Source organism: Pseudomonas sp. GW823-FHT02C05, from assembly GCF_058797595.1.
This window is the reverse complement of sequence record NZ_JBXAJU010000006.1, coordinates 17,593-31,041: the sequence shown is the minus strand read 5'-3', so window position 1 is coordinate 31,041 and position 13,449 is coordinate 17,593. Positions and strand designations below refer to the sequence as shown.

General features: G+C 62.2%; 12 protein-coding genes. 2 read left to right on the top strand and 10 right to left on the bottom strand.

What is annotated here, in order from left to right; all coding sequences use genetic code 11:
- Positions 1-105 precede the first annotated feature (105 nt).
- The 9 genes from panC to dksA all read right to left on the bottom strand — a co-directional run bounded on the left by panC (position 106) and on the right by dksA (position 10,895).
- The gene (gene panC, locus AC1RGE_RS28470) at positions 106-966 is read right to left on the bottom strand and encodes a pantoate--beta-alanine ligase (protein WP_011063512.1); all 861 of its coding nucleotides are present in this window, start codon (positions 964-966) and stop codon (positions 106-108) included.
- Positions 963-1,763 (bottom strand): 3-methyl-2-oxobutanoate hydroxymethyltransferase, encoded by an 801-nt coding sequence (gene panB, locus AC1RGE_RS28465; RefSeq protein WP_492585436.1) that lies wholly within the window; start codon positions 1,761-1,763, stop codon positions 963-965. The genes panC and panB overlap by 4 nt, the downstream gene beginning before the upstream one ends.
- Positions 1,764-2,157: 394 nt before the next feature.
- On the bottom strand, positions 2,158-2,637 hold the full coding sequence (gene folK, locus AC1RGE_RS28460) for a 2-amino-4-hydroxy-6-hydroxymethyldihydropteridine diphosphokinase (protein ID WP_011063510.1): 480 nt from the start codon (positions 2,635-2,637) through the stop codon (positions 2,158-2,160).
- Between the two features lie 3 nt (positions 2,638-2,640).
- Positions 2,641-4,032: a polynucleotide adenylyltransferase PcnB gene (locus tag AC1RGE_RS28455; protein WP_011063509.1), complete on the bottom strand. Its 1,392-nt coding sequence runs from the start codon at positions 4,030-4,032 to the stop codon at positions 2,641-2,643.
- Between the two features lie 745 nt (positions 4,033-4,777).
- On the bottom strand, positions 4,778-6,205 hold the full coding sequence (locus tag AC1RGE_RS28450) for a sigma-54-dependent transcriptional regulator (protein ID WP_011063508.1): 1,428 nt from the start codon (positions 6,203-6,205) through the stop codon (positions 4,778-4,780).
- A 22-nt stretch (positions 6,206-6,227) separates the two neighbouring features.
- Positions 6,228-9,182: a sensor histidine kinase gene (locus tag AC1RGE_RS28445; RefSeq protein ID WP_011063507.1), complete on the bottom strand. Its 2,955-nt coding sequence runs from the start codon at positions 9,180-9,182 to the stop codon at positions 6,228-6,230.
- On the bottom strand, positions 9,166-9,342 hold the full coding sequence (locus AC1RGE_RS28440; RefSeq protein WP_003176118.1) for a hypothetical protein: 177 nt from the start codon (positions 9,340-9,342) through the stop codon (positions 9,166-9,168). The genes AC1RGE_RS28445 and AC1RGE_RS28440 overlap by 17 nt, the downstream gene beginning before the upstream one ends.
- Before the next feature lie 77 nt (positions 9,343-9,419).
- Positions 9,420-10,316 carry a tRNA glutamyl-Q(34) synthetase GluQRS gene (gluQRS, locus tag AC1RGE_RS28435; RefSeq protein ID WP_011063505.1) on the bottom strand — a complete coding sequence of 299 codons (897 nt, stop codon included), beginning with the start codon at positions 10,314-10,316 and terminating at the stop codon, positions 9,420-9,422.
- 138 nt (positions 10,317-10,454) lie between these two features.
- Positions 10,455-10,895: an RNA polymerase-binding protein DksA gene (dksA, locus tag AC1RGE_RS28430; RefSeq protein ID WP_011063504.1), complete on the bottom strand. Its 441-nt coding sequence runs from the start codon at positions 10,893-10,895 to the stop codon at positions 10,455-10,457.
- Between the two features lie 342 nt (positions 10,896-11,237).
- Between dksA and AC1RGE_RS28425 the strand changes: the two genes are divergently transcribed.
- Both AC1RGE_RS28425 and sfsA read left to right on the top strand, forming a co-directional pair.
- Entirely contained in the window at positions 11,238-12,410 is a 1,173-nt protein-coding gene (locus AC1RGE_RS28425; RefSeq protein WP_011063503.1) for a pyridoxal phosphate-dependent aminotransferase, read from the top strand.
- Entirely contained in the window at positions 12,410-13,123 is a 714-nt protein-coding gene (sfsA, locus tag AC1RGE_RS28420; protein WP_041119917.1) for a DNA/RNA nuclease SfsA, read from the top strand. Before AC1RGE_RS28425 ends, sfsA begins: the two co-directional genes overlap by 1 nt.
- Here sfsA and AC1RGE_RS28415 read toward each other — a convergent pair.
- A complete protein-coding gene (locus AC1RGE_RS28415; protein ID WP_125063814.1) occupies positions 13,120-13,437 on the bottom strand; it encodes a Rieske (2Fe-2S) protein in 318 nt (105 codons plus the stop codon). The genes sfsA and AC1RGE_RS28415 overlap by 4 nt on opposite strands.
- Positions 13,438-13,449 lie beyond the last annotated feature (12 nt).

The following is a 13,449-nucleotide window of genomic DNA, read 5'->3' as shown; positions in this document are numbered from 1 at the left end:
GGGGTGTTCCCTGGGGCGGATCCTTGAACGGGGCCCGCAGTCATGGGCTGCAGGCCCCAGCCGGCGGCAGTTTGCCCGAAGGTTGGAGTTCGGGCAATCGGGCGTTCATGCCGGTGTGTCGAGGTCCAGGTGCAGGTTGTCGATCAACCGTGTCGCGCCCAGATAGGCTGCCACAAGAATCACCAGTTCACGGTCTTGCGCGGTGGCTGGACGCAGGTTCTGTGCCTGGCGGATTTCCAGGTAGTCACGGCGCAGACCGGCGGCTTCAAGCTGCTGCTGTTGTTCGGCCACAAGCTTGGGATAGTCGCGTTCGCCGTTCCTGATGGCCTGGGCAATCTGGCTCAGGCTGCGGTACAGCACCGGGGCGATAGCGCGCTGCTCTTCGCTCAGGTAGCCGTTGCGCGACGACAGGGCGAGGCCGTCGGCGGCACGTACCGTTGGCTCACCGATGATCTGGATCGGCATGTTCAGGTCGTGCACCAGGGCCCGAATCACTGCCAACTGTTGGTAGTCCTTCTGGCCAAACACCGCGAGATCGGGCTGGACCATGTTGAACAGCTTGCTGACCACTGTAGCCACGCCTTCGAAATGCCCGGGACGGCTGGCGCCGCACAGGCCTTCGGACAGCTGGGGAACGCTGACCCGGGTCTGCCCGGCCATGCCGTCGGGGTACATTTCTTCGACGGTGGGGGCAAACAGCAGGTGGCAACCGGCTTCCAGCAATTTTTCCTGGTCGGCGGCGAGGGTGCGTGGGTACTTGTCCAGGTCTTCGCCGGCACCGAACTGCAGTGGGTTGACGAAGATGCTGGCGACCACGAAGTCCACCCGCTGGGCGGCTTTGGCCACCAGGGCGGCGTGGCCACTGTGCAGGTTGCCCATGGTGGGCACGAAGCCGATCCGCTTGCCCTCACTGCGCGCGCGGGCGACCGCGGCGCGCAATTCGCGCACGGTTTTGACTGTATTCATGCAGAGAACCCGTGTTCGGCGCCAGGGAAGGTGACGGCTTTGACTTCTTCGACATAGGCGCTCAAGGCGGCCTGGATACTGTCCTTGCCTGCCATGAAGTTCTTCACGAACTTCGGCGAGCGGCCGCTGAGGGACAGCCCCAGCATGTCGTGGAGCACCAGGACCTGACCGTCGGTAGCATTGCCGGCACCGATACCTATTACCGGGATCTTCACCGCCTGGGTGATTTCCGCCGCCAGCTCACTGGGCACGCACTCCAGCAGCAGCATTGCCGCGCCGGCCTGCTCCAGGGCGATGGCATCGGCACGCATCTGCCGCGCCTGGCTTTCATTGCGGCCCTGGACCTTGTAGCCGCCCAGAACGTTCACGGTCTGTGGCGTCAGCCCCATGTGCACGCAGACCGGCACTCCACGCTCGTTCAGCAGGCGCACCGGATCGGCCAGCCAGGCTGCGCCTTCGATCTTGAGCATATGGGCGCCGGCCTGCATCAGCTGGGCCGAACTGCTCAGGGCCTGTTCAGTGGTGGCGTAGGACATGAATGGCAGGTCGGCCAGGATCAGTGCCCCGTTGTTGCCGCGCTTGACCGCCGCGACGTGATAGGCCATGTCAGCGGTGCTGACGGGCAGGGTGCTGTCGTGTCCTTGCAGCACCATGCCCAGGGAGTCGCCTACCAGCAGGACTTCGACGCCTGCCTCGCAGCAGGTGTGGGCGAAGGTGGCGTCGTAGCAGGTCAGCATGGTGATTTTCTCACCTTTCTGCTTGAGGCTTTGCAGGGTGGTCAGAGTGATATCTGGCATGAAAGGGGTCCTCATTTCAGGCGCTTTGGAAACTACTGCGAGTAACGCGCGTGATTCTTCGTTATTCAGGCGCACGGTCTTTTGTCGTGCTTATACAGCCTGGTTCCAAGCGATTTGAACGGGCTTGCGGGAGTCGCGCCTGTGGCGTCGGGCCCATCATTCTGTGCCCAGAAGAGGTGCCATGCCAGCGGGTGCCACCGCCGTTGCACAACTGCCCCTGCCTGGCGTTTCCCGGGCTCGCCGCGAACCGGCCTCACTTGAATTGCGCCCTTTAGCGCCGTGATGGCGGCAACGGGACGCCTATAGTCGTGAGGAGAACTCGGGAAGTCAATTAGATGTGTTACCGCATTGTTACGCTGCCAGTGTTACCGCCGTTACTGATGCGTTTCAGCGGTCAGGCCAGGCGTTCCAGGCCGACAAATGGGCAGGCAGCGAGCAGTTCGTGCAGGGTGCGGCCGTCAGCCAGTTGCAGGTCGGCAGGGGCTAGTTCCGCCAACGGGTAGAGCACGAAGGGGCGTGCCTGCATGTGGTAATGGGGGACTTTGAGGCGGGGTTCGTCGATCAGTCGATCGCCGAACAACAGGATGTCCAGATCCAGGGTACGTGGGCCCCAGCGCTCATTTCGCTCGCGGCCTTGCTGGTTTTCGATGGCCTGCAAGGCGTCCAGCAGGGCTAGCGGCGCCAGCGCGCTGTCCAGCGCCGCGACGGCGTTGGTATAGCGTGGCTGGCCTGGGAGCAATGAGTCGCTCTGGTAGAAGGCCGATACGCCGTGCAGGCGGCTTTCGGGCAACTGCGCGAGGGCCTCGATGGCACTGCGCAGTTGTGCTTCAGGGGCTGCCAGGTTGCTGCCCATGCCGATATAGATGCGTTCCATCTATTACTCGCCCGATGCGCCGCTGCTGCGCTTGCGCTTGGCACCGCTGCTGCGCCGGCGCTTGCGTGGCGCGCCACTGGCGTCTTCCTTGCCGCTGAGGTCGCGGATCATGTCGCGGCGTTCGGCGTCATTGGCGTCCTGATAGTCGGTCCACCATTCTCCCAGGCCATCGGTCTGCTCGCCGGCGCTTTCGCGCAGCAGCAGGAAGTCGTAGCCGGCGCGGAAGCGCGGATTGTCCAGCAACTGGTCGGCGCGCTTGCCGCTGCGCCGTGGCAGGCGTTCCTGCATATCCCAGATTTCGCGGATCGGCATGGTGAAGCGCTTGGGAATAGCGATGCGCTGGCACTGTTCGGCGATCAGCTCGTGGGCGGCTTCCTGCATGGCCGGAATCGGCGGCATGCCACGCTCCTGCAGGCGCAGCACCCGGGCCGGCAGGGCTGGCCAGAGCAGGGCGGCGAACAGGAAGGCTGGGGTCACCGGCTTGTTCTGCTTGATCCGCAGGTCGGTGTTGACCAAGGCTTCGCTGATCAGCGTATGGGTGTAGGTCGGGTTGTACTCCAGGGCTTCGGCGCTGGCCGGGAACAACGGGTCGAACAGTTGCAGGTCCACCAGCATTTCGAAGGTGTCCGCCGCGTAGCCGGAGAGGAACAGCTTGAGCACTTCTTCGAACAGGCGCGCCGAGGGGATTTCCCGCAGCATCGGTGCCAGTTCGCGAATGGGCGCGGCGGTGTGTTTCTCGATGCCGAAGTTCAGTTTCGCTGCAAAGCGTACTGCTCGAAGCATACGTACCGGGTCTTCCTGATAACGCTGGCGAGGATCGCCGATCAGGCGGATCAGGTTGTTGCGAATGTCGTGTACGCCATTGGCGTAATCGAGAATGCGTTCGCTGACCGGATCGTAGTACAGGGCATTGATGGTGAAGTCGCGACGTTGCGCGTCCTCTTCCAGGGTGCCATAGACGTTGTCCCGCAGGATCCGCCCGCTTTCGTTGCGCGATGACTGGTTACTGTCCTCGTCGTCTTCGTTTTGCGGGTGATTGGCGCGGAAAGTCGCAACTTCGATGATTTCGCGACCGAAGTGGATGTGCACCAGCTTGAAACGCCGACCAATGATGCGCGCGTTACGGAACTCGGCCTTGACCTGTTCCGGCGTGGCACTGGTGGCGACGTCGAAGTCCTTGGGGGTGATATTGAGCAGCATGTCGCGCACGCAGCCACCCACCAGGTAGGCCTGGTAGCCGGCGTTCTGCAGGCGTTCGACGATATTCACCGCATACCGGCTGAACTGGGCACGTTGCAGCGAATGCTGGCTGCTATTGAGCACTTCAGGCGTGCTGCGTTTATGTTGCGTACGACGCAAGGGAGAACGGAATGACTGGAACAGCTTCTTCAGCATGGGATGCACTGTTTGAAGGAATATTCGGCCAAAACGAAGAGTGGCCGCATGATGGGCGGGGATTCTAGCATTTAGTCGAAGGATGGTGTAGGAAGCTGCCGCGACTTGTACAGGCTGGCGCTGAGCTGCGGTTTGGTGAGGTTGGATGGGGGGCGGGGGAGTGAAAACACGAATTCCGGAAACCACAAGGGGAGCCGAAGCTCCCCCAGAATAGTTGCGTGCTCTATTTTTATTATTGGTTTCGGGCTTCTTGTTTTTGTTAAACGCCCTTGTCATCTGGTTTACCCAGGATGACCCTCCCAATCGGGAGCCAAGAGCAAACGGATTGCTTTGATCGCTGAGTTGCAATGACCTTTCGATCCAACCAGTTCAGGCTCTGCCTTAGGGCAGTTTTTGTTGTTCTCGGCCTGGTTGTGGGGCAAGCCCCAAATACAACGCCTCTCCAAAAGAATCAGTTAGCTGCGCCTCCGCCGTGTTGTTTTTATTATGCGTGAGTCGATTCGTCTTATTTTTATTGTCTTGTGCATTGCTTGTTATTGTTCTTGTACTAAACATATAGCAGGTGCCGTGCCAACTTTTGCGATCCCCAGTAAAACAAGGGGTTAGGCGTGCCGTTGGGTGTTTTTCAGGGCAAAAAAAACCGGGGCTTCGTTACCTTTAGCCCCGGTTCCTGTTACGTGCGATGGAGCAGGTAACAGTTTTTTTCACAAAAGCGAGTGTTACCCGCGTTTTCGTCAGCCGTGGTTCAGCTTTCGCTGGCGACCCCACTCTTGCGCCGTGGGATGCCCAGGCGCTGACGACGTTCCCACAGGCATTTGCGGCTGACGCCCAGTTTGCGTGCCAGCTCGGTCTCGGTCATGTGGTCCTGGTGTTCGAGGACGAAGTGCTGGAAGTAGTCCTCCAGGGACAGGTCTTCGGTCGGTTCGTGGCTGGTGTTACCCGCTTGTGGGGGCAGGCCGACGAAGTCGTCGTCTTCCAGGTCGCTCAGTTCGATGTCGATGCCCAGCAGGTCGGCCGAGATTTCCGGGCTTTCGCACAGAATGACCGCACGCTCGACAGCGTTCTCCAGTTCGCGCACGTTCCCCGGCCAGGAGTAATGGCGGATGGCCTGTTCTGCATCGGCGGCGAACTTAAGGTCCGTGCGGCCGACGCGTGCGCTCTGGCGGGCCAGAAAGGCATTGGCAATTTCATTGACGTCTGCACCGCGCTCACGCAGGGCCGGCAGTTTCAGGGCAATCACGTGCAGGCGGTAGTACAGGTCTTCACGGAACTGGCCTATTTTCGACAGGCTTTTCAGGTCGCGGTGAGTGGCTGCAATCAGGCGCACATCGACTTTCTGTGACTGTACCGAGCCGACACGGCGGATCTCGCCTTCCTGCAGTACTCGCAGCAATCGCGCCTGCGCCTCCAGCGGTAGCTCGCCAATCTCGTCGAGGAACAGGGTGCCGCCGTCCGCAGCTTCTACCAGGCCGGCACGGCCGGCGCTGGCCCCGGTGAACGCGCCTTTCTCGTGGCCGAACAGTTCGGACTCGATCAGGGTTTCCGGAATGGCTGCGCAGTTCACCGAAATCATCGGTGCCTTGGCACGCTTGGACAGGTTGTGCAGGGCCCGGGCTACCAGTTCCTTGCCGGTACCGGATTCACCCTGAATCAGTACATTGGAGTCAGTGGGCGCCACTTTGCGGATCTTGCTGTACAGATCCTGCATGGGAGCGCAGGAACCGATGATGCCGATTTCGCCATTGTTGTTGCCCGCACCGGCCCGCTCCGCAGTGGCGCCAGCCTTGGCGGCCGGACGGTCTGGCGGGGCATTTTCGGCGCTTTGCCGATCCCGCAGGATCCGCGCCACGGCCTGGAGCATTTCATCGTGATCGAACGGCTTGGCGATGTAGTCCACCGCGCCCATTTTCATCGAGTCCACGGCTGAGCGCAGGCTGGCGTAGCTGGTCATGATCAGCACCGGAGTGCCCTGGCCGAGCTTGATCAATTCGGTGCCCGGGGCGCCTGGCAGGCGCAAGTCACTGACGATCAGATCGAAAGTGGGAATGCTGAAGCGTTCCTGTGCCTCCTGCACTGAGCCGGCTTCGCTGACCTGGTACTGGTTGCGTTCCAGCAGGCGGCGCAGGGCGGAGCGGATAATGGTTTCGTCTTCGACGATCAGAATATGCGGCATTGATTCAATTCTCTCGACGGTCTCAGTTCACAGCGGACGTCGCTTCGACATGACGCGGTAAAGTCACCCGGATACGGGTGCCGCGTTGGCTTTGAGGATCGGCCGGGCTGTCGATGGTGATTTGTCCATAATGCTCTTCAACGATGGAATAGACCAGTGCAAGGCCCAGACCGGTGCCTTCCCCAGGGTCCTTGGTGGTGAAAAACGGTTCGAACAATCGGTCCATGATGTTCTTCGGAATGCCGCTGCCTTCGTCCTCCACGATCAGGTCGACCGTGTGCTCGAAAGCCTCGCTCTTGACGCGTACCGCGCTGCCAGGAGGGGAGGCGTCGCGGGCGTTGGAAAGGAGGTTGATCAGTACCTGGGCAAGGCGCTGGGGATCACCGTCGACCCAGTGGTCGGGATCGCACAGGTTGAAGAACTGCACCTCGAAATTGCGCCGGTTCAACGCCAGCAGGCCAATGGCGTCCTGGGCCACTTCGGCCAGGCACACCGCCTCGTCGTTGTGCTGATGGCTGCCGGCGTGGGCGAAGCTCATCAGCGACTGGACGATGCGCGAGATGCGTTTGGTCTGTTCGAGGATCTGCTCGCTGATTTCCGTCAGTTCGCCGTCCTCTTCCCGTTCTTCGCGCAGGTTCTGCGCCAGGCAGGCGATGCCGGTAATCGGGTTGCCGATCTCATGGGCCACCCCGGCCGCCAGGCGCCCGATGCTGGCCAGGCGTTCGGAGTGCACCAGCTTGTCTTCCAGGGTCTGGGTTTCGGTCAGGTCTTCCACCAGTAGTACCAGGCCGCTGTTGCCCGGGGCTAGAGGCTCATCGATGGCGGCCTTGTGCAGGTTCAGCCAGCGGGTCTGGCCATCGAGGGCCAGGTGCTGTTTGTGCAAGTGTTCGTCCGGCAGGTTGATAAAGCCCTGCAGCAGGTCCTTCCACGGGTTGGTAATGGTGCTCAGGCGCGAGCCCACCACGTGCTGGGCAGGTATGCCGGTGAGCTCCTCCATGGCCTTGTTCCACATGAGGATCTCCTGGTCCTTGGCCAGGGAGCAGACCCCCATCGGCAGCTCTTGCAGGGTTTGCCGGTGATAGCGGCGCAGGGCATCGAGCTCGGCGGCCAGGCCAGTGAGGCGTGAGTGGTAGTCCTCCAGCCGGCTTTCGATGAAGTGGATGTCCTCGGTGACGTAGTTTTCTCCACCGGCCTTGTAGGGCAGGAAGGTTTCCACCATGTCCTGGGCGACGCTGGGGCCCATCAACCCGGACAGGTTGGCTTCGATGCGGTCGCGCAGGCGCCGCAGGGCGTAAGGTCGGCGTTCGTCAAAGGGCAGATACAGATCACGCAGGGCCTGCTCCACTTCCTTCTGGGCTGCCTTGGCCCCCAGCGGCTTGGCCAGTTGGGTGGCGAACTCCTGGGGCGAGGCGGCGTGCAGTTCCCGGCGCTGCGGACGGCGCACGTTGTCCACGGCACAGGCTTCGGCAGCGCTGGCCTCCTCGGTGCTGGCATTGGTGAACAGCGAGATCAGGGTGAACATCAGGACGTTGGCCGCCAGCGAGGCGATGGCCGCCATATGCCAACTGGTGTCGTCCAGGACGTAGATCATGTTCAGCAGCGGGATGTAGAAACCCTGCAGGTTGCCGATCAACGGCAGCAGCATGGTCACCAGCCACACCAGGATCCCCGCCAGCAGGCCGGCGATGAAGCCCCGACGGTTGGCGGTTGGCCAGTACAGTACCGACAGCACGCCCGGAAGAAATTGCAGGGTGGCGACGAAGGCCACGATCCCCAGGTTGGCCAGGTCCTGCTCGGCGCCCAGCAGCAGGTAGAAGGCGTAGCCGGCCATGATAATGGCGACGATCAGGGCGCGGCGGGTCCACTTCAGCCAGCGGTAGATGTTGCCCTCCGCCGGCGGCTGGTAGAGCGGCAGCACCAGGTGGTTCAGGGCCATCCCCGAGAGCGCCAGGGTGGTGACGATGATCAGGCCGCTGGCGGCCGACAGCCCGCCGACATAGGCCAGCAGAGCCAGGGCCGGGCTGTTGGCGGCGATGCCGATGCCCAGGGTGAAGTATTCCGGGTTGGTGGTAGCGCCGAGCTTGAGGCCGGCCCAGAGAATCAGCGGCACTGCCAGGCTCATCAGCAGCAGGAACAGCGGCAGCCCCCAACTGGCGCTGACCAGGGCGCGAGGGTTGAGGTTCTCGGTAAAGGTCATGTGGTACATGTGCGGCATGACGATCGCCGAGGCGAAGAACACCAGTAGCAGGGTGCGCCACGGGCCTTCCTGAAGGGGTGTATGCAGTGCGGCAAGGGCAGTCTGGTTCTGCAGCAGCCAGAGTTCCAGTTGCTGCGGGCCGTCGAATACCCCGTACAGCGCGTACAGGCCGACACCGCCAATGGCGATCAGCTTGATCACCGATTCAAAGGCAATGGCGAACACCAGGCCTTCATGTTTTTCCCGGGTGGCGATATGCCGCGAGCCGAAGAAGATCGTGAACAAGGTGATCAGCGCGCAAAAGCTCAGCGCCACCCGATGCTGCACCGGCTCGTGGGTGAGAATGCCAATGGAGTCGGCCACGGCCTGGATCTGCAGCGCCAGTAATGGCAGCACGCCGATCAGCATGAAGATCGTGGTCAGCGCACCGGCCCAGGTACTGCGAAAACGGAAGGCGAACAGGTCGGCCAGGGATGACAGCTGGTAGGTGCGGGTGATTTTCAGGATCGGGTAGAGCAGTACCGGTGCCAGCAGGAAGGCCCCGGAAACCCCCAGGTAACTGGACAGGAAGCCATAGCCGTACTGGTAGGCCAGGCCGACCGTGCCGTAGAACGCCCAGGCGCTGGCATAGACCCCGAGTGACAGGGTGTAGGTCAGCGGGTGGCGAATGATCGAGCGGGGGATCATCCCGCGCTCACTGATCCAGGCAACGCCGAACAGCACCGCCAGGTAGGCGGCGCTGATCAGGATCATCTGGGTCAGGCTAAAGCTCATCGGCATCTTTTTGGCTCTGCAGGATGAAGGTCACGACGATCAGAATCAGCCAGAGCAGATACGGGCGATACCAGGCGCCAGTAGCATCGATCCACCAATCCATGATGGCGGGGGAGAACAGATAGATCCCCACTACCAGGAGCAGGACCAAGCGATAGATGTACATCTCGGCCTCTCTTTATTGTGTGCGTGCCCGAAAACGTGCGGCGATGGTAACGGATGGGCGCCAAGCTGCAAGTGGCGTCAGCTTAATTGCGCTTCCGGCACGCTCAGTGTGCGTGGAATCAGGGCGGCATCCCAGTGGGCCATGCCCCAGGCCATTATCTGCGCGACGCTGGCGCCATCGAGGTCGGCCGGTGGCTTCTGGCCCAGTGCCCGCAGGGCGCGCAGCAGCAGGGGCGGGGCCTGATCCTCGGTCAGCGGGGGCGAGCGGTAGGACTTGCCCAGTTTGTGCCCGTCCGGCTGGGTGATCAGCGGTACATGCAAGTAGCGGGGCTGGGAAAGGCCCAGCAGTTCCTGCAGGTACAGCTGGCGCGGTGTGGAATCCAGCAGGTCGGCGCCGCGCACGATATCAGTGATGCCTTGCCAGGCATCGTCAAGCACCACGGCCAGTTGGTAAGCGTAGAGACCGTCGCGGCGGCGGATCACGAAGTCCCCCACTTCCCGACCCAGGTGCTGGCGGTATTCGCCCTGGACCCGGTCGACGAAGCGATACTCCAGTTCGGGTACCCGCAGGCGGATCGCGGCGTCGTCCTGGGCGTGGCCGAGGTTGCGGCACAGTCCTGGGTAAATGCCATGGTAGGGCTCCAGCTGTTTGCGCGAACAGGTGCAGGCATAGGCCAGGCCCTGCTGGAACAGGCGATTGAGGACTTCGCCATAGGCGTCGTGGCGATCGCTCTGGCGGATCATCTGCCCGTCCCATTCGAAGCCGTAGCTTTCCAGAGCCTTGAGAATGGCCGCCTGGGCACCGGGCTCTTCCCTGGGCGGGTCAAGGTCCTCCATGCGCAGCAGCCAGCGGCCGCCGACGGCGCGGGCATCAAGATAGGAGGCAAGCGCGGCAACCAGAGAGCCGAAATGCAGATAGCCGCTGGGAGTGGGGGCGAAGCGCCCGATGTACGAGGAAGAGGTGGAGGCAGTCATGGAGCGGATGTTACTTCGTCTGGCCCCGGGGTGACGATGGTGCCGGGGGATCGCTTTGGCGAGCGGGCTTGCTCTTGCAGGGAAGGTAGAAACGAAAACGGAGCGTGGGTACGCTCCGTTTCAGGTTCCAGCCGGCGATTACTTGCCGACCTGTTTTTCCTTGATTTCCGCCAGTGTCTTGCAGTCGACGCACATGTCGGCGGTTGGGCGGGCTTCCAGCCGGCGGATACCGATCTCGACGCCGCAGGATTCGCACCAGCCGTATTCTTCGTCTTCGATCAGTTGCAGGGTCTTGTCGATCTTCTTGATCAACTTGCGCTCGCGATCACGGGCCCGCAGTTCGAGGCTGAACTCTTCTTCCTGGCTGGCACGGTCAGCCGGGTCGGGGAAGTTGGCCGCTTCGTCTTTCATGTGATCAACAGTGCGGTCGACTTCCTGCATCAAGTCCTGTTTCCACTTGTTCAGGATCTTGGTGAAGTGCTCGCGCATGGGCTTGCCCATGTACTCTTCGCCCGCAGTTTCAACGTAAGGTTCAAAACCGCTGATCGATTGAATCTGTTGCTTTGCTTGGGTGGGCATGAATGGACCGCCTCTACTCTTGTAATCCATTGCGCAGGATTGCTCCATCTCCGACACTTGCCGGCCCTGCGGCTGCAAGCGGGCGAACTTACCAGATCAAACCAGAGCGCGCTACTCCCGGTTGTCGAGCCTATGTCCTGCTTCGTCCATGGATATGGGAAAAGTCTGACATGGCTTGCTGATCGGTTCGTTCAATCATTGATTTTAGTCAAGTCTGCGGGTTGTGTTGGCGCCAGTTGGCGCAAGCAACAGACCGCTCGGATCCGCCTGGGTTCTCCCGGGCTTGATCAGATGGGTAGAATCGGTCCTTTGCTCCCCCCTCGAATCAATGAAGGAAGGCTAATGGCTCAGCCCTACAGTGCGCGTAGTCGCGCTATCGAACCTTTCCATGTCATGGCCTTGCTGGCCCGCGCCAATGAGCTGCAAGCCGCCGGGCATGATGTGATTCACCTGGAAATCGGCGAACCGGACTTCACCACCGCCGAGCCGATCATCAAGGCCGGGCAGGCCGCGTTGAGCGCCGGCAAGACGCGCTACACCGCAGCCCGCGGAATTCCCGAGCTGCGAGGGGCGATTTCCGGCTTCTATCAGCAGCGTTACGGCCTGGACATCGATCCCGAGCGGATCATGATCACCCCCGGTGGTTCCGGTGCCCTGCTGTTGACCAGCAGCCTGTTGGTGGACCCGGGCAAGCACTGGCTGCTGGCGGACCCGGGTTATCCGTGCAACCGGCATTTTCTGCGTCTGGTGGAAGGCGCTGCGCAGTTGGTCCCGGTGGGGCCGGATGTGCGTTACCAACTGACGCCGGACCTGGTGGAGCGCTATTGGGATCAGGACAGCGTGGGCGCCCTGGTGGCATCGCCGGCGAACCCCACCGGCACGGTCCTGAGCCGGGACGAGTTGGCGGGGTTGTCCACCGCGATCAAGGCTCGCAACGGGCATCTGGTGGTGGACGAGATCTACCATGGCCTGACCTATGGCACCGATGCCGCCAGCGTTCTGGAAGTGGATGACAGCGCTTTCGTCCTGAATAGTTTCTCCAAATATTTCGGCATGACCGGCTGGCGCCTGGGCTGGCTGGTAGCTCCGCCGGCAGCCGTGGGTGAACTGGAAAAGCTGGCACAGAACCTCTATATCAGTGCGCCGAGCATGGCCCAGTATGCTGCGCTGGCTTGCTTCGAGCCGCAGACCCTGGAGATCCTCGAGGAGCGCCGCGCCGAGTTCGGGCGCCGCCGGGATTTCCTGCTGCCAGCCTTGCGTGAGTTGGGCTTCGGCATCGCTGTGGAACCTGAAGGGGCGTTCTACTTGTACGCGGACATCAGCGCCTTCGGCGGTGATGCCTTCGCCTTTTGCCGGCACTTCCTGGAAACCGAGCACCTGGCCTTTACCCCTGGCCTGGACTTCGGCCGGCATCAGGCTGGCCATCATGTGCGCTTTGCCTATACCCAGAGCCTGGAACGCCTGCAGGAGGCGGTTGAGCGTATCGCCCGTGGCCTGCAGAGCTGGCACGCCTGATGCGCTTCGATCCTCCCCTGGAAGAGGGGCGTCTGCTGCGTCGTTACAAGCGCTTCCTGGCGGACATCGAAACCACCACCGGCGAGCTGTTGACCATCCATTGCCCCAATACCGGCTCGATGCTCAATTGCATGGTCGAGGGCGGGCAGGTGTGGTTCAGCCGCTCCAATGACCCCAAGCGCAAGTTGCCGGGCACCTGGGAAATCAGCGAAACCCCTCAAGGCCGCCTGGCCTGCGTCAACACCGGGCGGGCCAACGGGCTGGTGGAAGAAGCCTTGCGCTCGGGGCTTATCAGCGAGTTGAACGGCTTCACCGGGCTCAAGCGCGAGGTGCCTTACGGGCAAGAGAACAGCCGCATCGATTTTCGCCTGGATTACCCGGACGGTCCGGCGTACGTCGAGGTCAAAAGCGTCACCCTGGGCTTCGATGGCACGCCGGTGGCAGCGTTTCCCGATGCCGTGACCCAGCGCGGCGCCAAGCATCTGCGGGAACTGGCGAGCCTGGCCCGGGAGGGCGTGCGGGCGGTTCAGCTGTATTGCGTCAACCTTTCGGGCATCGACGCGGTGCGGCCGGCGCAGGAGATCGATCCGGGTTACGCCGCTGCCCTGCGCGAAGCCCGCGCGGCGGGGGTTGAGGTGCTGGCCTATGGTGTGTGCCTGACGGCCGAGCAAGTGTGCATCGACCGACGTCTTGAAGTGTTGCTCGGGGATTAGAGGTCCACCCAGATCCCCTGGCTGTCTTCATGGCAGCCGATGCTCTCCAGGAACTGGCCGGCGCAAGGTCCGGCCACGCACTCTCCGCTCTCGATCAGAAACAGGGCGCCATGGGTGGCGCACTGGATCAGGCTGGCGCTGGGGTCGAGGAACTGGTCAGCCTGCCACTCCAGCGCCACTCCCCGGTGCGGGCAGCGATTGGCATAGACATAGGCCCGCTGCTCGCGCCGCACGGCGAACAGCTTCAGCCCCGCGAGCTGGAAGCCCCGGCTGCCGGCTTCGGGCAGATCGTTGCCGGCGCAAAGAAATTTCATGGCTATCCTCTT